This is a genomic window from Mesorhizobium sp. M1227, from assembly GCF_040318315.1.
Taxonomy (GTDB): Bacteria; Pseudomonadota; Alphaproteobacteria; order Rhizobiales; family Rhizobiaceae; genus Mesorhizobium.
The window spans coordinates 291,963-315,487 of the sequence record NZ_JAMYLZ010000001.1 but is presented as its reverse complement, the minus strand read 5'-3'; the positions used below and the strand labels follow the sequence as shown (position 1 = coordinate 315,487).

General features: G+C 63.7%; 14 protein-coding genes and 1 tRNA gene. 2 read left to right on the top strand and 13 right to left on the bottom strand.

The genetic code is table 11. The annotated features are described in order from the left end of the window. Positions 1-378: 378 nt before the first annotated feature. The 11 genes from NKH28_RS01480 to NKH28_RS01430 form a co-directional block, all read right to left on the bottom strand. A complete protein-coding gene (locus tag NKH28_RS01480; RefSeq protein ID WP_352469908.1) occupies positions 379-1,176 on the bottom strand; it encodes an ABC transporter ATP-binding protein in 798 nt (265 codons plus the stop codon). A gap of 11 nt (positions 1,177-1,187) precedes the next feature. Beyond that, positions 1,188-2,084 (bottom strand): nitrate ABC transporter permease, encoded by an 897-nt coding sequence (gene ntrB, locus NKH28_RS01475; protein WP_352919265.1) that lies wholly within the window; start codon positions 2,082-2,084, stop codon positions 1,188-1,190. Positions 2,085-2,157: 73 nt separating this feature from the next. Beyond that, positions 2,158-3,474, bottom strand: a complete 1,317-nt coding sequence (locus tag NKH28_RS01470; protein ID WP_352919262.1) for a CmpA/NrtA family ABC transporter substrate-binding protein — start codon at positions 3,472-3,474, stop codon at positions 2,158-2,160. Positions 3,475-3,833: 359 nt separating this feature from the next. Then, positions 3,834-5,072 carry a CmpA/NrtA family ABC transporter substrate-binding protein gene (locus tag NKH28_RS01465; protein ID WP_352919259.1) on the bottom strand — a complete coding sequence of 413 codons (1,239 nt, stop codon included), beginning with the start codon at positions 5,070-5,072 and terminating at the stop codon, positions 3,834-3,836. Between the two features lie 2 nt (positions 5,073-5,074). Beyond that, the gene (locus NKH28_RS01460) at positions 5,075-5,674 is read right to left on the bottom strand and encodes an ANTAR domain-containing response regulator (protein WP_352919256.1); all 600 of its coding nucleotides are present in this window, start codon (positions 5,672-5,674) and stop codon (positions 5,075-5,077) included. After that, complete coding sequence (locus NKH28_RS01455; RefSeq protein ID WP_352540392.1) at positions 5,671-5,874, bottom strand: hypothetical protein; 204 nt, start codon at positions 5,872-5,874, stop codon at positions 5,671-5,673. Before NKH28_RS01455 ends, NKH28_RS01460 begins: the two co-directional genes overlap by 4 nt. A 244-nt stretch (positions 5,875-6,118) precedes the next feature. Beyond that, complete coding sequence (locus NKH28_RS01450) at positions 6,119-9,322, bottom strand: efflux RND transporter permease subunit (protein ID WP_352540391.1); 3,204 nt, start codon at positions 9,320-9,322, stop codon at positions 6,119-6,121. Continuing rightward, positions 9,319-10,425 (bottom strand): efflux RND transporter periplasmic adaptor subunit, encoded by a 1,107-nt coding sequence (locus tag NKH28_RS01445; RefSeq protein WP_352470181.1) that lies wholly within the window; start codon positions 10,423-10,425, stop codon positions 9,319-9,321. Before NKH28_RS01445 ends, NKH28_RS01450 begins: the two co-directional genes overlap by 4 nt. A gap of 495 nt (positions 10,426-10,920) precedes the next feature. Beyond that, the gene (locus NKH28_RS01440; protein WP_352813848.1) at positions 10,921-12,420 is read right to left on the bottom strand and encodes a helicase HerA domain-containing protein; all 1,500 of its coding nucleotides are present in this window, start codon (positions 12,418-12,420) and stop codon (positions 10,921-10,923) included. Positions 12,421-12,570: 150 nt separating this feature from the next. Further along, positions 12,571-14,637 carry a PAS domain-containing hybrid sensor histidine kinase/response regulator gene (locus tag NKH28_RS01435; RefSeq protein WP_352769045.1) on the bottom strand — a complete coding sequence of 689 codons (2,067 nt, stop codon included), beginning with the start codon at positions 14,635-14,637 and terminating at the stop codon, positions 12,571-12,573. A 52-nt stretch (positions 14,638-14,689) separates the two neighbouring features. After that, positions 14,690-20,401: a HAMP domain-containing protein gene (locus NKH28_RS01430; RefSeq protein WP_352501159.1), complete on the bottom strand. Its 5,712-nt coding sequence runs from the start codon at positions 20,399-20,401 to the stop codon at positions 14,690-14,692. A 44-nt stretch (positions 20,402-20,445) separates the two neighbouring features. On the opposite strand from NKH28_RS01430, the gene NKH28_RS01425 reads away from it, so the two are divergent. Continuing rightward, a complete protein-coding gene (locus NKH28_RS01425) occupies positions 20,446-20,994 on the top strand; it encodes a hypothetical protein (RefSeq protein WP_352469899.1) in 549 nt (182 codons plus the stop codon). Between the two features lie 228 nt (positions 20,995-21,222). Here NKH28_RS01425 and NKH28_RS01420 read toward each other — a convergent pair. Together NKH28_RS01420 and NKH28_RS01415 are read right to left on the bottom strand one after the other, a co-directional pair. Beyond that, positions 21,223-21,298 (bottom strand) — tRNA-Ala (locus NKH28_RS01420). Between the two features lie 163 nt (positions 21,299-21,461). Then, positions 21,462-21,851, bottom strand: a complete 390-nt coding sequence (locus NKH28_RS01415) for a TIGR02300 family protein (RefSeq protein ID WP_023676282.1) — start codon at positions 21,849-21,851, stop codon at positions 21,462-21,464. 194 nt (positions 21,852-22,045) lie between these two features. Here NKH28_RS01415 and aroA point away from each other — a divergent pair, with 194 nt between their 5' ends. Further along, positions 22,046-23,404, top strand: coding sequence for a 3-phosphoshikimate 1-carboxyvinyltransferase (aroA, locus tag NKH28_RS01410; RefSeq protein ID WP_352769039.1), 1,359 nt, complete (start codon positions 22,046-22,048; stop codon positions 23,402-23,404). Positions 23,405-23,525: the final 121 nt, after the last annotated feature.

Genomic DNA, 23,525 nt, shown 5'->3' with positions numbered 1-23,525 from the left:
TGGCGCCGCTTGGGACCAGCGCGTCGATTGCGTCAAAACAAAAAAGCCGCCGGCCAGGTCTTCGCGTCCGGGATTTCGGGAGCGCGTGTGGACCTGAGCGGCAGCTTTGCCTGTGGCGCCCGCCATTGGACGCCGTGTCACTTGGCCCTTGCGGACCCTACATTTTGGAAAGCAGGAAGCGTGCCAATTCGATAGCGCTCTTAATTATAGAATGAAATCAACATGAACCGCAGCCGCGCGACTTTTGACCAAGCTCGGCAGCGGATCAAAGATTAGTCAAAATGCCTTGCACAGCAGCATAATATTTGTGCAATGCGGTAGATTGCCCATTGCCGATGCAGATTTGCCAATGATGATGACGAGTTTCCAATTATGGCCTTACTCCGCCGCTTCGACGAAGCGGTGGCGTTCGTAGAGGAATTTCAGCACCGCCTCGCGGCAGCGCAGGAAGGTGCGGTCGGAGGAAAGCTCAATGCGCCGACGCGGCCGGGCCAGCGGCACGGGAAGAACCTCGCCGATGGTGGCCGCCGGCCCGTTGGTCATCATCACGATGCGGTCGGACAGCAGCACCGCCTCGTCGACATCGTGAGTTATCATGATCGTCGTCGAGCCGAGCCTCGAATGGATATCCATCACCGCGTCCTGAAGATGCGCGCGGGTCAGCGCGTCGAGCGCGCCGAAGGGCTCGTCGAGCAGCAGGATCTTCGGCTCCATGGCCAGCGCCCGGGCGATGCCGACGCGCTGCTTCATGCCGCCCGAAATCTCGGCCGGACGTTTGTCCTTGGCATGCGCCATCTGCACGAGATCGAGATTGCGCATGATCCATTCATGCCGCTCGGCCCGGCTCTTTTTGCCGCCGAAGACCTTGGATACCGCGAGGCTGATGTTTTCGTAGACGGTGAGCCATGGCAGCAGGCTGTGGTTCTGGAACACCACGGCGCGTTCCGGGCCGGGGCTGTCGACCTCCTTGTCTTCGAGCAGGACGGCGCCGGCCGAGACCTTGGTCAGGCCGGCGATCAGGTTGAGCAAGGTCGACTTGCCGCAGCCGGAATGGCCGATGATCGAGACGAATTCGCCCTTGTCGATGGTCAGCCGGATGTCCTTCAGCACGTCGCTGACCTGGCTGCCGCGGGCGAAGGATTTGTCGATGTGGTCGAGTTTCAGATAGGCCGTCATCGTCCCTCTCCTCACTTTGCTGTTGTGCCGCGGGTGACGAAGACGCCGACCGCCGCGACCAGGCGGTCGAGGCAAAAGCCGGTGACGCCGATATAGGCGAGCGCGACAATGATGTCGGGCAGGCGCGACGAGTTCCACGCGTCCCAGATGAAGAAGCCGATGCCGACGCCGCCGGTCAGCATTTCGGCGGCGACGATGGCGAGCCAGGACAGGCCGATGCCGATCCGCAAGCCGGTGAAGATATAGGGCGCGGCCGCCGGCACCATGATCTTCACAAAGAACTCGAACTGGTTGAGCCGGAGGATACGGGCGACGTTGCGGTAGTCCTCGGGGATGTTGCGGACACCGACCGCGGTGTTGATGATTATGGGCCAGATCGAGGTGATGAAGATGACGAAGATCGCCGACGGGCTGGAATCGCGGAACGCCGCCAGCGACAGCGGCAGCCACGCGAGCGGCGGCACCGTGCGCAGGATCTGGAAGACCGGATCGAGACCGCGCATCGCCCAGATCGACTGGCCGACGAGCGCGCCGAGCGCGACGCCGACGATTGCTGCCAGGCCGAAGCCCATGGCGACGCGCTGCAGCGACATCAGCACCCGCCAGGCGAGTCCGATGTCCTGCGGGCCATTGTCGAAGAACGGGTGGGCGATCAGGTCATAGGCCTCGTTCCACACCTGGCTCGGCGGTGGCAGGCTGGCCGTCGGCGACGAACAGGCGACCTGCCAAACGACGAGCATAATGGTGATGACGATGACCGGCGGCACCAGCGTGCTGGCCAGTTTGGCGGCGATCGCGGCCGGGTCGAAGCGGCGCGGCGCCCTGGCGGTCAAGGCGATGATTTCGGCGGGCTTGGCCGGTGCGGGGAACGGCTTCACCTTGCGGTCCTCGATGGCTTGGATAGACATTCTCGAAAAACTCCTTGGCGGCAGGTGCAAGGCAGGCGGCGGTGCCACCGCCTGCCTTGCACCTATGTCAGGCTCAGGCCGACACCTTGATTCTCAGGCTGTCGAGATAGGCCGACGGGTTCTCCGGATCGAAGATCTTGCCGTCGAAGAAGGTTTCGGCGCCGCGCGACGTAGACGCCGGAATATCGGCCGCGGCGACACCAAGATCCTTGGCCGCCTCGCGCCACAGATCCTCACGGTTTACTTGGCCGACCAGTGCTTTGATGTCGGTGGTCGGCGCGAACTTGCCCCAGCGGATATTTTCGGCGAGGAACCAGCTGTCGTGGCTCTTGAAGGGATAGGACACGCCGCCCTTCCAGAACTTCATATAGAGGTCGGTGCCGTTGGCGACGCGGCCATTGCCGTAGTTGATGTCGCCCTTGAGGCGGCCGATGATGTCGGCAGTCGGCACGTTCATCCACTGCCGCTTGCCGATGATGGCGGCCATCTCGTCCTTGTTTTCTTTTGCCTCGCACCATTGCTGGGCTTCCATGACGGCCATCAGGATCGCCTTGGTGGCGTTCGGGTACTTGTCGATAAAGGCGGCGCGCAGGCCGAGCGCCTTTTCCGGATGGCCCTTCCACAGTTCGCCGGTGGTGGCGGCGGTGAAGCCGACGCCCTGGTGGACGAGTTGCTCGTTCCACGGCTCGCCGACACAGAACACGTCCATGTTGCCGACCTTCATGTTGGCGACCATCTGCGGCGGCGGCACGACGATGGTCGAGACGTCCTTGTCGGGATCGATGCCGCCGGCAGCCAGCCAGTAGCGCAGCCAAAGATCGTGCGTGCCGCCCGGGAAGGTCATGGCGGCCTTCACCTCCTTGCCTGCGGCCTTTTTCGCAGCGAAGGCGTCCTTCAGCTTGGAGGCGTCGAGGCCGACGCCGGTGCCGGCATATTCCTGGGCGACGGAAATGCCCTGGCAGTCGTAGTTGAGCCGCGCCACGATCGCCATCGGCAGTGGCTGCTTGTTTTGCGTCACCTTGCCGGTGTGCATCAGATAAGGCATCGGCGTCAGGATATGGGCGCCGTCAATGCCGTTGGCTTCGCCGCCGAGCACCAGATTATCGCGCGTCGCCCCCCAGGAGGCCTGCTTGAGCACCTCGACATCGGGCATGCCGAATTTCTCGAACAGGCCTTTCTCCTTGGCGATCATCAACGGTGCTGCATCAGTCAATGCGATGAAGCCGAGCTTGGCGCCGGTGACTTCCGGCGCGGCGGGCGCCGCATAGGCGCCGGAGGGCAGCAGCGCACGCGCCGCCGCCAGCGTTGCCGCGGTGGCCGCGCTGATCCTCAGGAAATCCCGGCGGCTGATCGCCGTTTGGGCGGAATGGCTATTGGTGCTTTTCGTCATCGTCATCTCCGGTTGGGCGCGGCTTGGGATCGGCGCCGTCGATTGCGTGTTCGACCAAAACAAAAAAAGCCGCCGGCCAGGCCGCGCGCGTCCGTCCATCCGGGATCGCGTGTCGACCTGAGCGGCAGCTTTGCCTGTAGCGCCCGCCATTGGACGCCTATTCCGTGACCCGAGAAGAGTCTGCCTATTGCAAAGCAGGAACCGTGCCAGTTTCGGAATGGATGACAAACATCAATGAGATCAACGGCATGCCACAATCTTCGGCGCGCCGGCCCGCTGGGCGAGCAAGCCAAGGATTGTTCATTAGCGCAGTCGCACGCACATTTTTTGTGCAGCGCACAAGAATGCCGGGGAAATGATCAGGCTTCAGCGCGCGCCAATTTCTGGCCGGCAATGTAGGCGTCGATCTCGTCGGGATCGAATATCTGGCCATCGAAGAAGCCATCGGGACCGAGCACCAGGCTTGCCCCCGCCGAACCGACCGGAGTCGCGGCCTTCAGCGCGCCCTCGACCTTGGCATTGGCACCGGGAAGCGCCACGCCAAGCGGCTTCAACGCCGAGCGGTAGAGATCGGGGCGGTAGCAGTCGCGGGCAATAGCGAGGTTTTCCGGCGTGTGCGCGACATGCCCCCAGCGCACCATCTGCGTGTAGAACCACAGCGCATGGCTCTTCCACGGGAAGTTCGCCGCCTTGTTGAAGGGCAGAAAGAAGTCGCCGACGGTGAGTTCGGCGCCGCCGCCGAGCGCCAGATGCCCGCTGAGAATCGGCATCTGCAGCGCCGGCGCAAGCCCGAGGAAGGCCGGCTGCGCCATCAGGGCCGCGAGTTCGTCACGGTTTGCCGGATCCTGGCACCAGCGCGCCGCGTGATGAAGCGCACGCAGCAGGGCTGAAAGCGCGTCCGGCTCTCTTTCCGCCCATGCCTTGCGCACGCCAACGACTTTCTCCGGGCTGGTCTTCCAGATGGCCGCCTTGACCGTGGCGATGCGGCCGGTGCCGGCGACGACCGCGGCACTGTTCCAGGGTTCGCCGACGCAGTAGCCGTCGATCCTGCCGGCGGCGAGCGCGTCGGCCATGAAGGGGGGCGGCACGATGACGATCTCGATTTCACGCGACGGGTCGATGCCACAGGCGGCGAGCCAGTAGCGCAATTCGTAATTGTGCCCGGAATGCGGATGGACGACGGCGAAGCGCAGCGGATCGCCGCCGCCATTCGCCCGTTCGCGAATCAGCGCTCGCAATGCCTTGCCGGCCCGCGCCGGATCGAGATCGGGTTGGGCGCCGTGCGCGGCCATGCCGGCCCAGACCGCGTTTGAAACCGTCACGCAATTGCCGCCGAGGCCGAGCGAGAACGGCACGACCGTGTCGGAGGCGAGCGGCGTCAGCCCCAGATTGCAGGCGATCGGCATCGGCCCCAGCATGTGCGCCAGATCGAAGTGGCCGATGGCGATGCGGTCGCGGATGTTGGCCCAGGACGTTTCCCGGTTGAGGGTGAGGTCGATGCCTTCGCGCAAAGCAAAGCCGATTTCCTTCGCCGCGACAAGGATGGCGCTGTCGAAGAGCGGCGTGAAGCCAGCATTGATCCGGTGCTCGGCCGCCATTCTCAACTCTCCTCGGGATCCAGAAGCCCTGCCGCCGTCACCAGGCTCTGCGCGATTTCGGCGATCTTGCGGTTCTGGTTCATGGCTGTCTTGCGCAGCAGCGTGTAGGCCGCGTCCTCCGACAGGCCGCGCGATTTCATCAGGATGCCCTTGGCGCGATCGATCACCTTGCGGCGCTCCAACTCGCTGCGGGCTTCTTCCAGTTCGCGCGCCATGCGCGAGAAGGCGTTGAAGCGGCTGATCGCCATGTCGAGGATCGGCTTGACCCGCTCCTGGCGCAGGCCGTCGACGACATAGGCCGATACCCCCGCTTCCACCGCAGCTTCGATCGAAGCCTGATCCGAGCGGTCGACGAACATGGCGATCGGCCGCTTCACCACGCGCGAAAGCTGGAACATGTTTTCGAGCATGTCGCGGTTGGGATTTTCGAGATCGATGACGATCACGTCGGGTTCGATCTCGGCGATCCGCCGCGCGATGCCGGCGACGTCGTGGATGACCGTGACCTGCTGATGCCCGGCTTCCCGCAATCCCGCTTCGATTATCGAAGCGCGGATGTGGTTTTCATCGATCACCAGAACAGTGAGGGATTTGCGGATCATGCCGCATTTTGCGCAGGCGAGACGATTGTGCAATGCGGCATGGCGAGATTCACGGAAACAAAGCCGGCGTCCAGGCGCCGCCTGAGGAATTGGACGACGGCCGGCGCGACGAACTTGACGCCGCGGGCGCCGGCACCCGCCTGATCAGTTGCCTGCAGGTCTGTCGGCGCACGGTGATCGCGTCGGGCGGAAGCGGACATCGCAAGCGAGGACTCCGGAGGTCGTGGTTGCGCCCTCAAGCCCCGCCTGGTCGACCAGATAGAAGATCGCATTGGCCTCTCCGCCCGGCATCGTCTCGCTGAACTGGATGCGGCTGTCAGGCTGGATCAGACCGAGCAGGGTCTCCGCGGCACCTCGACGCCGAGGTTGCGCAGATCGTAGCCGTTGCCGCGCCGCGCCGATTTTCTGGAGTGATAACCGCGCTCGCGCGGCGAATTCGTAACCCTACTCGGCGGCCGTCTCCGATGGCGCCTCTGCCGGCCCCGAAGGTTCGGCCTCGGCACGGGGCTTGCGCCGTGAAAACAGCGACCTGAGCGTGACGTAGAACACCGGCGTCAGGAACAGGCCGACGAAGGTGACGCCGAGCATGCCGGAGAATACCGCGGTGCCGAGCGACTGGCGCATTTCTGCGCCCGGTCCCGTTGCGATCATCAGCGGCACGACGCCGAGGATGAACGAGAAGGCGGTCATCAGGATCGGCCGCAGCCTGAGCCGGCAGGCTTCGACGGCAGCCTCGGCGGCCGACAGCCCGCGTTCCTGCGCCTGCCGCGCGAATTCGACGATCAGGATCGCGTTCTTCGCGGCAAGCCCGATCAGCACGATGAGGCCGATCTGCACGAGGATGTTGTTGTCCAGCCCTCGGAAAGACACGCCGAGCAACGCCGCGAGCACGCCGAGCGGCACCACCAGCACAATGGCGAACGGCAGCACCCAGCTTTCATATTGCGCCGCCAGCGCCAGGAACACGAACAGCACCGACAGTCCGAAGATATAGACAGCGGCATTGCCGGTGTTGCGCTCCTGATAGGCGAGCTCGGTCCATTCATAGGAGGTACCGGCCGGCAGCGTCTTTGCCGTGATCCCTTCCATCAATGCCAGCGCGTCGCCCGTGGAAACGCCGGGCGCGGCGTTGCCCTGCAGCGGCACTGAGACGTACATGTTGTAGCGCTGGACCAGCGCCGGGCCGGTGACGTCGCGGATCTCGATCAACGTGCCGAGCGGAACCAGCGCGCCGGTCGCCGAGCGCACCTTCAGTTTCAAGATGTCGGCGCGATCGAGGCGGAACGCCTGGTCGGCCTGCGCCCGCACCTGGTAGACGCGCCCGAACGCGTTGAAGTCGTTGACGTAGGCGGTGCCCAAATTGATCGACAGCGTCTCGAAGATGTTGGGGATCGGCACGTTCAGGATGCGCGCCTTGTCGCGATCGATCGCCAGGAAGAATTGCGGGCTCGACGCGGAGAAGGTGGTGAACACGCCCGTCAGCCCCGGCGTCTTGTTGGCCTTGCCGGCGATTTCGTAGGCAAGCGCCAGGATCTGCCGCATGTCGGCGCTGTTGCGCTCCTGGATCTGCAGCTTGAAGCCGCCGGCATTGCCGACGCCGCGGATCGGCGGCGGTGGCAGTGCGATAATGAAGGCTTCCTTGATGCTTTGCAGGCTGCCGAACAGATTGCCGATGACCTGGGTCGCCGACTGGCCGGCTTTCAGTCGCTCGTCAAACGGCTTGAACCTGGCGAAGATCACGCCCGCGTTGCTGGCGTTGGTGAAGGTCGCGCCGGAGAAGCCGGCGAAGGCGACAGCGTAATCGACGCCTGGCGTTTTCTGGATGATCTGCGACGCCTGCTGGATGACCGAATCGGTCCTCGACAGCGAAGCGCCGTCCGGCAACTGGACGACGACGATCGCATAGCCCTGGTCAAGCGACGGAATGAAACCGCGCGGCACCGCCTGCACCATGTAGACCGTGGCGTAGATGAGGGCCGCGAAAACGGCCAGCATGGCGGCCATCGTTATCCACGAGCCGACCAGCACACGGATAATGCTCGAATACCAATGGGCGACCCTGTCGAAGCCACGATTGAAGCCGTCGGCGAGCGCCCGTCCGAACCGCGCCAGGAAAAAGCGCGGCGGCGCCGCCGCGGCGTGATGCGGCTTGAACAGCAGTGCGGCCAGCGCCGGCGAAAGCGTCAGCGAATTGAATGCCGAGATCGCCGTCGACACCGCGATGGTGATAGCAAACTGCAGATAGAACTGCCCAGAAATGCCGGGGATGAAGGCTGTCGGCACGAACACGGCTATCAGCACCAGCGAGATCGCGATGACGGCCGTTCCGACTTCGTCCATGGTCAGGTGCGACGCCGGACTGGGCGCCAGCCCTCTGGCGATATTGCGCTCGACGTTTTCGACCACGACGATCGCATCGTCGACGACGATGCCGATCGCCAGAACGAGGCCGAACAGCGTCAGCATGTTGAGCGAGAAGCCGGCGGCGTAAAGTACCGCCAGCGTGCCGATCAGCGACACGGGAATCGCCACGATCGGCACGATCGCCATGCGCCACGATTGCAGGAAGACGATGATAACGATGATGACCAGCAGCATCGCCTCGAGGATCGTCTTGTAGACCTCCTGGATCGACTCGGCGACGAACTCGGTCGGATTGTAGACGATGTCGTAGCTCAACCCCTTCGGGAAGTCGCGGGAAAGCTCCTTCATCTTGTCCTGGATCTCCGCGGCTGCGGCGAGCGCATTGGTGCCCGGCCGCTGGAAGATGGCGAGCGCCACCGCCGGTTTGCCGTTGAGATAGGAGTTGGTGACGTAATCCTTGGCGCCGAGCTCGATGCGCGCCACGTCCTGGAGCGAGATCAGGCGGCCGTCGTCGGTCGATTTGACGATCACGTATCGGAAGTCGCGTGCGTCGTTGAAGCGGCCTTGCGTTGTGACCGTGTACTGGAACGCCGTGCCGGTGCTGGTCGGCGGCGCGCCGATCGAGCCGCCCGAGACCTGGACATTCTGGTCGCGCAGCGCCTGCACCACATCGCCCGAGGTCATCCCCAGGGCGGACAGTTTTTCCGGATCGAGCCAGATGCGCAGCGAATATTCGCGTTCGCCGAAGATGATGAGGTCGCCGACGCCGTCTAGTCTGAGCAGTATGTCGCGCACCCGCGAGCGGGCGTAGTTCGAGACGTAGAGTTGGTCGTAGGTATTGTCGGGCGACAGCATGTGCACGACCATCATCAGGTCGGGCGAGGTCTTGGTGGTGGTGATGCCGAGGCGGCGGACTTCTTCGGGCAGGCGCGGCTCGGCGACCGACACGCGGTTCTGCACCAGCACCTGCGCCTGGTCGAGATCGGTGCCCAGCTTGAAGGTGATGGTCAGCGCCATCGCCCCGTCGCCCGACGAATAGGACGACATGTAGAGCATGCCCTCGACGCCGTTGATCTCCTGCTCGATCGGCGTTGCCACCGTCGCTGCGACCGTCTCGGCGTCTGCGCCCGGATACTGGGCGCGAACGACGATGGTCGGCGGCGCGATCTCGGGATATTGCGCGACCGGCAGCTGGGTATAAGCAATCCCGCCGAGGATCAGCAGGACGATCGAAACGACCGATGCGAAGATCGGACGGTCGACGAAGAAATGTGCGAACCTCATTGCTGCAACTCGGCGGTCTCGGCCCTGGGCGGCAACGTCACCATCTCGACCTTGACCTTGGTGCCGGGCCTGGCGTGCATCAGCCCGTTGACGATGATCGTCTCATCGCCGGTCAGGCCCTGGCGGATCACCCGGTAGCCGTCGAGAAGCGGGCCGGTGCGCACGGGCTTCGCCGACACCATCCCGGCCTCATCCACCAGGAACACGATGCGGCGATCCTGATCGGCGCCGATCGCCTCGTCGGGCACCAGCACGCCGCTATGCGGCAGCGACCCCGGCACGTTGATGCGTCCGAACATGCCTGGCTGGAGAATGCCGTCGGCGTTGGGAAACCTTGCACGCACCCGCATGGTGCCGGTCGCGTTGTCGATCCGGTTCTCGGCAAAATCGAGCTTGCCTTTGAATACTGCCTCCGCGCGGTCGGCGACGCGAACCACCACCTCGAGCCCGCCGGCGCCTTCCTGCATGCTGCCGCCGCGCTCCTTCGCGTCGCGGGCGTAGCTGAAATACAGGCGCTCATCGACGTCGAAATAGAAGTCGATCGGATCGCGCGTAACGATGGTCGTCAGCAAGGTGGAATCCGGCTGCACGAGGTTGCCGACCGACACCAGCCGGCGGTCGATGCGGCCGGACAAGGGTGCCTTGATCTCGGTGAATTCCATGTTCAGTCTGGCCGTCGTCAGCGCAGCCGTCGCGCCCTGCATCTGCGCCTGCGCCGAAAGGTATTCCCGCCGGCGGTCGTCGACCGTCGCGGTTGAGATATTGCCGGTCTTGGCGAGTTCGTCGGCGCGATCCAGCTGCATCTTGGAGAATTCGAGCAGACTCTTGGCGACGTCCACTTGCGACTTGGCAGCATCATAAGCCGCCTGGTACGGACGCTGATCGATGGTGAAGAGCAGGTCGCCCTTGTTGACCAGTGCGCCGTCCTGGAAGCTGACCTTGTCCAGATAGCCGCTGACGCGCGAACGGATGGCGACCTGGTCGAGGGCTTCGAAGCGCCCGACGAACTCGTCGTCTTCGACGATTTCACGGACCACCGGCTTGGCCGCCGTCACCACGGGTAACTGTTGGTCCTGCGCAAACGCAGTGCTGCTGAAAGCCATGCCGAGCAGGAATGCCGCCAACACGGCGGCGCGGGTAAGCCAGCCGGCCGATCGACAGGGTCGCCCGCCCGCGTCGCGATGCAATTGCCCATTCTCTTGGGTGTCCATTTGCGTCCTCGCTCGCTGGACCCGGAGGTCGGTTGATCCGCTTCTACGCTCAGGCTTTTCGTCGAAATCAGAGCACTACAGTGTGTGCATGGCAACATGATCATTTTCGATGTGGGCTGAAATGTCCACCCTGTGGCTGCCCCGCCACCCGCCACTTGCGATGCAGATCCACCGGGCGGTCCGGGGATGCCATTGAGAGGGGGCGGCTAGACCTGGGAACAGACCTTGGTCCCGTCGGGCTGAACGTCCGCAATCCTTCTTCAAACGTTAAAGCCGCCATTTCGCTATCGGCCCCAAACGCGACGTCTGAGTACTGGTTCGGCGATGAACACTCTGGCGCTTGCTGATGTTGAGCGACGTCAGCTTTCGCCCAAACCGCGTCAGCCCTTACACCACCAACCTCCCCTGCTCCGCGTCCTCTGCATTGGGATCGCCCGGCGCGGTCGCCCAGGCGAGCTCCACCAGCGTCACCGTCCGCCTTCCAACCCCGTCGAGCTGGCAGACGATCAGCCCCTGCTCCTCGATATATATCAGCAGGCGCCGGGCGCGGCGTAGCGAGTGCGAGCCGTAGGCGCGGGCGATCGCCGCGTCGCTCGGGCAGGGCCAGCCCTCCTTGGCGGCGCGGGCGATCATCATGAACACGCCTTGCATGTCCTCGGGGAGCAGCGAGGCGCGCGCCGAGACGTCCTGCCAAGCGTCATCGCCTGCCATGTCGGAGCCGAGGCCGGCGCGGGCGCGGGTCAGCATGCGGCGGAACTCCGGCAGGTCCGGCACGACCGAGGCGAGGCCCTCGATGCGGCAGCGGACAACGAACTCCTGATAAAGCACGCCGATGACCCGGAAGCCGGCATCGGGTTGCGCCAGCACGGCGCGCAGCACCCGGTCGACGCGCTCGCGGCGCTCCGCCAAATCCTCGGCGCTGATCGGCGGCTCCACCGCTTCGGGGCGGATTTCCAGCGCCGCCGATTTCGCCGCCATCAGCTGGTCGAGCAGGTCCGGCGACGACCGGCGCTGCGGCCGGACGGTTTCGGGCGGCGGGGCCGCCAGGATGATCGCGCGCGCGTCCTCCAACGCCGATTCCGGCAGCGGCATCAGGCGCGGGGTCGCGTTGCGCGGACTTGTATCGGTCGGGCCGATCCGCAAGCCCAGCGGACGGCGCGACAGCGCCGGGCCGAGCGCCATGAATTGCCCGCGCTCGAGGTCGCGAAAAGCCTCCGCCTGGCGCCGCTCCATGCCGAGCAGGTCGGCGGCGCGCGCCATGTCGATATCGAGAAAGGTCCGGCCCATGAGGAAATTGGAAGCCTCGGCCGCGACGTTCTTGGCAAGCTTGGCCAGCCGCTGGGTGGCGATGATGCCGGCCAGCCCGCGTTTGCGGCCGCGGCACATCAAATTGGTCATGGCGCCGAGCGAGAGCTTGCGCGCCTCGTCGGAAACCTCGCCGGCGACAGCCGGCGCGAACAGCTGCGCTTCGTCAACCACCACCAGCATCGGGTACCAGTGGTCGCGGGCGACCTCGAAAAGCCCGCCGAGAAAGGCGGCGGCGCGCCGCATCTGGTTCTCGGCGTCGAGCCCCTCGAGATTGAGCACCGTGGAGACGCGGTGGATGCGCGCCCGCTCGCCGGCGCTCTGCAGGCCGCGCTCGGTATGCTCCTCGGCGTCGATCACCAGGTGGCCGAAACGGTCGCCCAGCGTCACGAAGTCGCCTTCGGGGTCGATGATGGTCTGCTGCACCCAGGGCGCGCTCTGCTCCAAGAGCCGGCGCAGCAGGTGGGACTTGCCGGAGCCCGAATTGCCCTGCACCAAAAGGCGGGTCGCCAGCAGCTCCTCGAGATCCAGCGCCGCCGGGGCGCCTGCGCTCGTCTGGCCCATCTCGATCGCAACGGTCATGTCTCGACTCTCCTTGCGGAGAGGGCTTATCAATCGCATCACAGCCCGTCGAGCGCGGCATGGCCGGCGCTCCGTGTTGCGCACAGGCTGGATGTCGCGGACGATCGAGGATACGGAACGTACCGTTTCGATTCGATGAGGCTTGTCTCCTCAGGTCGAAAACCGGTACCCGCCTTTCACCGGCTGGGCCTGCCTGGCTTTCTGCGAGCCGGCGCGCGCGGCCGCTGCAAGAATGCTCTCCACCAGATCCTTATCGCGCAGCGGTTTGCCGAGCAGCGGCACGTCGGGGGGCCGGCCGGCGATCGCGTCGGCATCGGCATATCCGGTTATCATCACCGCCGGCCAATCGGCCCGCAGATTGCGGGCGAACCGAATGACCTCCAGGCCCGAGACGAGCGGCATGGCAAAATCGGTGACGATGACATCGAAATCGTACGGCGCGCGCTCGATCATCGCCAGCGCTTCGGCACCGCCCGCGGCACAGGTAACCGCAAAGCCGTGTTGGCGAAGCGATTGCGCCGTCAGTTCCCGCAGTACGTTGCTGTCGTCGATCAGCAGGACCGATGGATAGTCCTCGCCGGCATTCACGACGCTGTCGTCGGCATCGGATTTCTCGGGGATTTCGACCGGACGCTCGATTGAACGCGGCAGCCAGAGCTGGACGGATGTTCCACTGCCGACGGTGCTTTCAATGCGAAGCGTGCCGCCCGATTGCTTGACGAAACCATGCACCGTGCTCAGACCGAGGCCAGTGCCCTTGCCGACCGGTTTTGTGGTGAAGAACGGTTCGACGACCTTGGCGAGAATGTCAGCCGGTATGCCCGACCCGGTGTCCTTGACGGTGACCACGACATAGTCGCCCGCCGAAATATCCTCGGCTGCACGGCCTAGCGTTCGATTTTGCGCCTCCACGATTATCGTGCCGCCGGACGGCATGGCATCGCGCGCGTTGAAGACCAGGTTCATCAGCGCGAGCTCCAGCTGGCTGGCATCGACATGCGCCGGCCACACAGTGTCGTCGACAAGCCAATCGAAACGGATCAGGCCGCCCAGGACCGGGGCCACCAACCCGTTCATTGTATCGCCGAGCGCGGCGAGGCGCACGGCTTGCGGCCTCAGCGTCTGGCGGCGCGAGAACGCAAGCATGCGGTTGACGAGCTCGGCGCCTTGTTTTGCCGACCGGCGTGTCAGTTCCAGAACCTGCCTGGTCTGTCCATCGAACTCGGCGTGGCGCTCGAGCAATCCCAATCCGCTGAGAATTGCGGCAAGCAGATTGTTGAAATCATGCGCCAGCCCGCCGGTAAGCTTGCCGATCGCGTCGAGGCGCTGCGATTGCAGCAGCTGGTTCTCAAGCTCGCGCCGCTCGGTAACGTCCAGCAACGTGCCGAGGATCTCAGGCTCTTTGCCGTCGGAGCCATTCGACAGGACGCCCTGGTCGAGAAAAATCCGGTAATTGCCGTCGGCGCATTGCCAGCGGAATTCGCAGGTGTAGGAGCCGGTGGCCTTGGCTGCGAGCAGGACCTCCCTCACTCTCGGCAGATCGTCGGGATGAACCCGGCTCAGGCCGAAGCCCGGATCGGCGATCAGCCGTTCGGCAGGAAAGCCGGTCAGGCGTTCGACCCCTTCGGTGACAAAGCTGGCGCCGAACGGCGGCTCCGCCGCCCTTGCGTGGAAGCAGACCGGAAGAGAGCTCAAAATGGCATGCTGCCGCTCCTGGGCGCTGCGCAGGGCTCGCTCGGCCTCGAGCTTTTCCTTCTGCGCCTGCAGTGCCTGGGCCAGCAGCCGTTGCTCGGCAGCCGCCTTTTGCTGGATTTCCAGCGTCTTCTCATGAAGTTCGACGAACACGGCGACCTTGGAACGCAGCATGGCCGGGTCGAAAGGCTTGAACACGTAATCGACCGCGCCGGCGTCGTAGCCGCGCAGCATGTGCGCGTCTTCCTTGTTGATGGCGGTGAGAAAAATTATCGGCGTTCGCCTGGATTGCTCACGCTGGCGGATCAATCCCGCGGTCTCGTAGCCATCCAGCCGGGGCATCAGCACATCCAGCAGGATGACTGCGAAATCCTCCTTCAGCAGTGCGCGCAACGCCTCTTCGCCCGACTGCACGCAGACGACTTCACCGATAGGGGCCAGAACCTCGCCGATCGCCAGCAGATTGCGCTCGTCGTCATCCACGGCCAGGATGCGCGCCTTTGCCGGCCCTGCTGCCGGCGCCATAACCTCCAGCTTCCTTGCTCCGTTTCTCGACAGTTTCTGCATCGAGCGGCCGTCAGTTCACTGCCATGAGCGTCTTTTCCGGACCATGAACACGGGATCGCGAACGGCCGATCCAGACACGCAGCAATGCCAGCAGCAGATCAAGGTCGACAGGCTTGGCGATGTAGTCGGAGGCGCCGGCGTCGAGGCACTTCTGCCGGTCGCCCTTCATTGCCTTGGCTGTGACCGAGATCAACGGGATATGGGCGATCGCCGGCATGCTGCGGATCTGCCGCATCGTCTCGTAGCCATCCATTTCCGGCATCATGATATCGATCAGTGCCGCATCGATGTCCGGGCTCTGCTCCAGAAGCGCGATACCTTCCCGGCCACGCTCCGCATGCAGCACCTGGATGTCATAGGTCTCGAGAACGCTGGTGAGTGAATAGATGTTGCGGATGTCGTCGTCGACGATGAGGACCTTTGCGCCGGCGAGGTCGAACTTGTCCGGCTGTTCGGCTGCCGCACTATTGTTGTCGTGGCCTCGCCCCGGGAGCGTCGCGGATATCAGGAGAGCCAGCTGCGCGAAATTCTCCGCCCGCGGAACGTCCGCCAATGCCGGATGCAAGGCGAGCGACTGTTGCAGCGCTTCCGGATGAGGCGCAAAGAACAGCAGCCGCGACACCGACTGTCCGAACAGGACGGCAATCTCATCCAGCATCTGGGCGTTGTCCTTGGCCGAGCGGCCAAAGCCGAGCACAACGGCATCATAGTTGGCGATGCCGATATCGTCCGCATTCGCGGCGACGCGGCCGATCGCCGTGACCGAGGTGACGCCGTCGCGGATCGCCTCGATCAGCGAAAGGCGGCGCTCGGGATCGGGATCGGCAATCAGGACGCGGCTCTGGACGCGGAGCTTTCTGGAATGAATATCCTGGAAGACCTTCATCAGTTCGTCCGACGATACGGGCTTGGTTGAAATGCTGGATGCACCCTTGCGGGCAAGCACCTCGATGTCTTCGGCGCCCGAGATGACATGAACGGGAATGTCCTTGGTTTTCGGGTCATGGCGAAGCAGATCGAACAGCACCCAGCCGTCGATATCCGACAGTCCGAGATCGAGCGTAATCGCGTCGGGAACCAGCTTGCGTGCCAAAGCCAGCGTGCCGGAGCCCGCGGTCGACAGGACGCCTTTCAGCCCGGCCGAACGTGCAAGGCCGAGCAGCAAACCGCCGAAGGTCGGGTCGTCCTCGACGATCAGCACGACCCGATCTTCCGACGAGATCGTGTCGCGGTCATCGAGCAATTCGGAGGACGGCGGGCTCGGCTGCGCCGTCGTCGCGGCCACCTCCATCGCCGGCAGCAACGCCGCTTGCGGGGCCAAGGCCATCCGGGGTCCGTCGAATGGAATGACCAGAGTGAACGTCGAACCCTTGCCCGGCGTGCTCTCGACCCGCAATTCGCCGCCGAGCAGCCGGGCAATCTCCCGGCTGATCGAGAGCCCAAGCCCAGTGCCGCCATATTTGCGGCTTGTTGTGCCGTCGGCCTGCTGGAAGGCTTCGAAGATCAGCTTCTGCTTGTCCTGCGGAATACCGATGCCGGTATCGCTGACGACGATCGCGAGCGCCTCCATCGGTTGCGCCGAACCGTTGTGACGGCCCGCCTTTTCGGCCCGGAAATTCAAGCGGACCTCGCCTTGCGAGGTGAACTTGAACGCGTTCGACAAAAGATTGAGCACGATTTGCTGCAATCGCTTCTCGTCGGTGCGGACGGTCTCCGGAAGCTCGGGATCGACGTTGATGGTGAAGCCAAGCCCCTTGTCGGTCGCCAGCTGCCGGAAGGTTCGCTCCATGTGCTGGCGAAGATGCACCACCGGCATGTCGTTGATGTCGATCGAGACGGTGCCCGATTCGATCTTCGACAGGTCGAGGATGTCGTTGATCAGGCTCAAAAGGTCGGTGCCGGCCGAATTGATGGTGCGCGCGAACTCGACCTGCTTGTCGTTGAGATTGCCCTGCTGGTTGGTTGCGAGCAGGTTTGAAAGGATGAGCAGCGAGTTCAGCGGCGTGCGCAGTTCGTGGCTCATATTGGCGAGGAATTCCGACTTGTATTTCGAGGTAAGCGCCAGCTGCTCGGCCTTCTCCTCCAGCGCCCGCCGCGCCATCTCGATTTCCAGGTTCTTGTTCTCCACCTGCTTCTTTTCGTTCTCGAGCAGCTGCGCCTTTTCCTGCAGCTCCTCGTTGGTGGCGTGCAGCTCCTCCTGCTTCTTGGTCAGTTCGGTCTGACGCGCCTGCAATTCCGAGGTCAGCAGCTGCGACTGCTTGAGCAGGCCTTCGGTACGCATGGTGGCGGCGATGGTGTTGAGAACGATGCCGACGGATTCCATCAGCTGGTTGAGGAAGGACTGGTGCGTGTCGCGGAATTCGCTGAACGAGGCGAGTTCGATGACGGCCTTCACCTCGTCCTCGAACAGAGCCGGAAGAATGATCACGTTCGCCGGCGCGGCATTGCCAAGGCCGGAGGTAACGCGCAGGAAATTCGGCGGCACATTGTCCAGCATGATGGCGCGCTTGTCGGCGGCACTCTGCCCGACAAGCCCTTCACGCAGATCGAGGCGTTGCTTGATTTCCGCCTTGCTTTCGGCGCCATAGGAGGCGGCGAGCTCCAGATAGAATTCATCCTCGTCGCGGTTGGTCACATAGAACACGCCATATTGCGCATTCACCAGCGGGGCGAGTTCGGACATGATGAGGCGCGAGACCGTGGCCAGGTCACGCTCGCCCTGCAGCATGCGCGAGAAGCGGGCGAGATTGGTCTTCAGCCAGTCCTGCTCGGCATTCTTCAGCGTCTGGTCCTTCAGATTGCGGATCATCTCGTTGATGTTGTCTTTCAGCGCCGCCACCTCGCCGGAGGCCTGGACGCTGATCGAGCGGGTCAGATCGCCCTTGGTCACCGCCGTCGACACCTCGGCGATGGCGCGCACCTGGGTGGTCAGGTTGGCCGCGAGCTGATTGACGTTGTCGGTCAGGTCGCGCCAAAGGCCGGCAGCGCCGGGCACCCGGGCCTGGCCGCCGAGCTTGCCTTCGATGCCCACTTCGCGGGCGACGTTGGTCACCTGGTCGGCGAAGGTCGCCAGCGTCTCGATCATGCCGTTGATGGTGTCGGCGAGCGAGGCGATCTCGCCCTTGGCATCGACCGTCAGCTTGCGCTTGAGATTGCCTTGCGCGACCGCGGTCACGACATCGGCGATGCCGCGCACCTGGTTGGTCAGGTTCGTCGCCATCAGATTGACGTTGTCGGTCAGGTCCTTCCAGGTGCCGGCGACGCCCTCGACCCGCGCCTGGCCGCCGAGCTTGCCCTCGGTGCCGACCTCGCGGGCGACACGCGTCACTTCGCCGGCAAAGGAGTTCAGCTGGTCGACCATGGTGTTGATCGTCGATTTCAGCTCCAGGATCTCGCCCTTGACGTCGACGGTGATCTTCTTCGACAGGTCGCCGCGCGCCACAGCGGTGGTCACCTCGGCGATGTTGCGGACCTGGCCGGTCAGGTTCTCGGCCATCGAATTCACATTGTCGGTCAGATCCTTCCAGGTGCCGGCAACGCCGCGCACCTGCGCCTGGCCGCCGAGCTTGCCTTCGGTGCCGACCTCGCGCGCCACGCGCGTCACCTCCGAGGCAAAGGAATTCAGCTGGTCGACCATCGTATTGATGGTGTCCTTCAGCTCGAGGATCTCGCCGCGCACATCGACGGTGATCTTCTTCGACAGGTCGCCCAGCGCCACTGCCGTCGTCACCTCGGCGATGTTGCGCACCTGGCCGGTCAGATTGGCGGCCATCGCATTGACGTTGTCGGTCAGGTCTTTCCAGGTACCGGCAACACCGCGCACCTGCGCCTGGCCGCCGAGCTTGCCGTCCGAACCGACTTCGCGCGCCACGCGCGTCACCTCGGAGGCGAAGGAATTCAGCTGGTCGACCATCGTATTGATGACGTCCTTGATCTGCAGGATCTCGCCCAATGCATCGACGGTGATCTTCTGGGTCAGGTCGCCGGTCGCAATCGCGGTTGCTACCTTGGAGACGTCGCGTAATTGCACGGTCAGATTGCCGGCCATGGCATTGACGTTGTCGGTCAAATCTTTCCAGGTGCCGCCGACGCCCTCGACATGCGCCTGACCGCCGAGCTTGCCCTCCGACCCCACTTCGCGCGCCACACGCGTCACTTCCGAGGCGAAGGAATTGAGCTGATCGACCATCGTGTTGACGGTGTCCTTGAGCTCGAGGATTTCGCCCTTGACGTCGACGGTGATCTTCTTCGACAGGTCGCCGCGGGCAACGGCGGTCGTCACCTCGGCGATGTTGCGGACCTGGCCGGTCAGGTTGGCGGCCATCAGGTTGACGTTATCGGTCAGGTCCTTCCAGGTGCCGCCGACGCCCTTCACCTCGGCCTGGCCGCCGAGCTTGCCTTCGGTTCCGACCTCGCGCGCCACACGCGTCACTTCCGAGGCGAAGGAATTGAGCTGGTCGACCATCGTGTTGATGGTGTCCTTGAGCTCGAGGATTTCGCCCTGCACGGCGACGGTGATCTTCTTCGACAAGTCGCCCGAAGCGACCGCAGTCGTCACCTCGGCGATGTTGCGGACCTGGCCGGTCAGGTTCTCGGCCATCGAATTGACGTTGTCGGTCAAGTCCTTCCAGGTGCCGGCGACGCCGCGCACCTGAGCCTGGCCGCCGAGCTTGCCCTCGGTGCCGACCTCGCGGGCGACACGCGTCACTTCGCCGGCAAATGAGTTCAGCTGGTCGACCATGGTGTTGATGGTCGATTTCAGTTCGAGGATCTCGCCCTTGACGTCGACCGTGATTTTCTTCGACAGGTCGCCAAGCGCCACGGCCGTGGTCACCTCGGCGATATTGCGCACCTGGCCTGTCAGATTTTCGGCCATCAGGTTCACGTTGTCGGTCAGGTCCTTCCAGGTGCCGCCGACACCTTCGACGCGCGCCTGACCGCCGAGCTTGCCTTCTGTACCGACTTCGCGCGCGACGCGCGTCACTTCCGAGGCGAAGGAATTGAGCTGGTCGACCATCGTGTTGATGGTGTTCTTGAGTTCGAGGATTTCGCCTTTCACGTCGACGGTAATCTTCTTCGACAGGTCGCCGGAAGCGACGGCGGTCGTCACCTCGGCGATGTTGCGCACCTGCCCGGTCAGGTTCGTCGCCATGGCGTTGACGTTGTCGGTCAGGTCCTTCCAGGTTCCGGCCACACCTTTCACGCGAGCCTGGCCGCCCAGCTTGCCTTCGGTGCCGACCTCGCGCGCCACGCGCGTCACTTCCGAGGCGAAGGAGGCCAGTTGCCCGACCATGGTGTTGACGATCTTGCCGATGCGCAGAAACTCGCCGCGCAGCTGCCGGCCGTCGATTTCGACCATCATCGTCTGCGACAGGTCACCCTTGGCCACCGCGCCGATGACGCGCGCCACTTCGGCCGTCGGCTGAACCATGTCCTCGATCAGATCGTTGACGGAACGGACGCTCGATTCCCAACTGCCGGTGGCGTTGCGGACACGGCCGCGTTCGCCGATCCGGCCATCCTTGCCGACGACCTTGCTGAGGCGTTCGAACTCGCGCGTGACCTGATCGTTGAGTTCTACGATTTCGTTGAAGGTGTCGGCGATCTCGGAATCAAGGCCGGCGTAGACATTGTCGATACGAACGGAGAAATCACCGCTCCGAAAAGCCTTCAGCGCGTTCAGTATTTGACGACGGTCCAATTGCCTTGTGGATGCAAGCACGCTCACAGCGCCCCTCCCAGCTCACGGATTTCTTGAATGTCCTGGTGAAACTGTCCCCTGCGGCCGACACAACTCCCCGCAAGCGCAAGAACGCGGCATGCTCGATTTGGTTCCAGACGAAATTGCCGCTATGCGGCAGGAATTTCGCAGCCGCATTCACGAAACGACGAGCAACAAAGATCCATAATGATTGTATCGATCAATATTTCTGCCCAACGGAACATCTCGAAAAAACTCTCGTTGGTATAGATCGCGATCCAGCGATGCAACTCGATGGAGACACTAAGATGATGAAAATTCTCTCTGCATCCCTACTTGCTATCGGCCTGGCCACATCTGCCATGGCACAATCCATGGGCTCCGGGACCGGTAGCGCCGATGGCAATACCGGCGTCAACACAGGCACTTCCGGCGGCAACACCGGGACCGGCAGCGCAACTACCCCGAACACAATCGATCCGAACGCAACGAACGCTACCACGCCGCAGACAAACGGTATGGAGGATCGCTGCAAGGATACGGCGGGCAGCGATACCGACAACAACACACCCAGCGGCGCTATGACGTCGGATATGCAGAACTGCAACAAGTAACGGAGTTTTGCGCAGCGGTCATTCAGCCCGCGGCCTGGTCCAGACCGGTGCTCGCGGTTCAAACCACAGCCAGAAATATGCAGAGACCGGGCACGGGCTCATTACTTCTGAATGGATCGGCGAGCCCAAGCCGGGCGGCCGATTAACTAGTTTCAGCTAGGTTCTGCGATAGGCGGCGGCCAGCCCGGCGGGCGGGGCGGCCGTTCTGCTGATTTTCGCGGAGAGAACTGGTGGAGCCAATCGGAATCGAACCGACGACCTCTTGAATGCCATTCAAGCGCTCTCCCAACTGAGCTATGGCCCCACTCCGGCAGTTCACCGGCGCCGTTTCCGGCGAAGAGATCCGGCGCGGGTTCTAGACCGCGCCGTTAGTGAAGGCGGCTTCTAACCCCGCCTTCAGTCAATATCAAGCCTTCAAGAACCGCTTTTTCTAGGCAGCGCCGCGAAAGCCGGCGAATGCGGTTCGCTCAGACCTCGTCGTCGTCTTCGCCGACGCCGATCATGTCGGCAACGTCGTCGTCTTCTTCCTCCTCGTCGGCGAGGAACGTGTCATCCTCGTCATCGCCAAGGTCAACGTCGTCTTCGTCATCGCCGAGATCGGGAAGCTCGTCGGCCTTCGCGTCCTCGTCCGCCTCTTCGAGCGAGACGACCTCGACGCCCTCTTCCTCCTCGGCGTCCACTTCCTTCTCGGCAACTTCCTCTTCCTCCTCGAGGGCGGCGATCTTGCCTTCTTCGAAATAGGAGCGCGGATAGCTCTTGCCCGTGTAAGGCGAGACGATCGGGTCCTTGTTCAAGTCATAGAATTTTCGACCTGTCTCCGGGTCGATGCGTTTGGTGCCAAGTTCGGGTTTTGCCACAGCAAGCCTCGTCGATGAAAGTTTGGTCCCCTTAACCAGAGTTTACGGCGCTGTCAAAGCGAAAAGCCGGCGTCCCAAAAAGCTTGAATTCGAAGGCCTTCATACCAAGGGGATGACCATTTCGGCACGCCATGATAGGAGACCCGGCAAACCAGCAGAAAATGGCCGGCCGCCGGCGTTTCCAGGAAAGAACCATGTCGCACACTGCCGCCCCGAAGCAGGCCACCGCCCGCAAATCATCTGGCCTTTCAGGCGCGGCACGGGTGCCGGGCGACAAGTCGATCTCGCACCGCTCGTTCATGTTCGGTGGCCTGGCCTCCGGCGAAACCCGCATCACCGGGCTGCTGGAAGGCGAGGATGTGATGCGTACGGGCGCTGCCATGAAGGCCATGGGCGCCCATATCGAGAAGCATGGCGCTGAGTGGGTGATCCGCGGTACCGGCAACGGCGCGCTGCTGCAGCCGGAAGGCCCGCTCGATTTCGGCAATGCCGGCACCGGCTCACGCCTCACCATGGGCCTGGTCGGCACCTATGACATGGAAACCACCTTCATCGGCGACGCCTCGCTGTCCGGCCGGCCGATGGGCCGGGTGCTCGAGCCGCTCCGCCAGATGGGCGTGCAGGTGCTGAAGGCGACGCCCGGCGACCGCATGCCGATCACGCTGCACGGGCCCAAGCACGCCGCTCCGATCACCTACCGCGTGCCGATGGCATCGGCACAGGTCAAGTCGGCGGTGCTGCTGGCTGGGCTGAACACGCCGGGCATCACCACCGTCATCGAGCCGGTTATGACGCGCGACCACACCGAAAAGATGCTCAAGGGGTTCGGCGCCAATCTGTCGGTCGAGACCGACGAGCGCGGCGTGCGCCACATTTTCATCGAAGGCCAGGCCAAGCTCACGGGGCAGACGATCGCAGTGCCTGGCGACCCCTCCTCGGCCGGCTTCCCGCTGGTGGCGGCGCTGATCGTGCCCGGCTCGGACATTACAATCGAAAACGTGCTGATGAACCCGACCCGCACCGGACTTCTGTTGACGCTGCAGGAAATGGGCGCGCGCATCGACATAATCGATCCGCGCAACGAAGGCGGCGAGGATGTCGCCGATCTGCGCGTGCGCTATTCCGAGCTGAAGGGCGTCACCGTGCCGCCCGAACGGGCGCCGACCATGATCGACGAGTATCCGGTGCTTGCCGTGGCGGCGAGCTTCGCCGAGGGCGAAACGCTGATGCTCGGGCTGGAAGAGCTGCGCGTGAAGGAATCCGACCGGCTGTCGGCGGTCGCCAACGGGCTGAAGCTCAACGGCGTCGACTGCACCGAGGGCGAGGCCTCGCTTGTCGTGCGCGGAAAACCCGGCGGCAAGGGCCTCGGCCAGCATCCCAACGGACAGGGCACCATCGTCCAGACCCATCTCGACCACCGCATCGCCATGAGCTTTCTGGTGATGGGGCTGGCGACGGAAAAACCGGTGACCATCGACGATCAGGCGATGATCGCAACGAGTTTTCCGGAGTTTATGGGGCTGATGAAGGGGCTTGGGGCGGAGATCGAGTAGCTTGATGGCAATCAATAGCCTTGGGGGTTGGGGCCAAACTGGAACGTCGGCGGGACAGCGCCCCCCTCTGTCCTGCCGGACATCTCCCCCACAAGGAGGGAGATTGGCAGCTTCGGCGCTC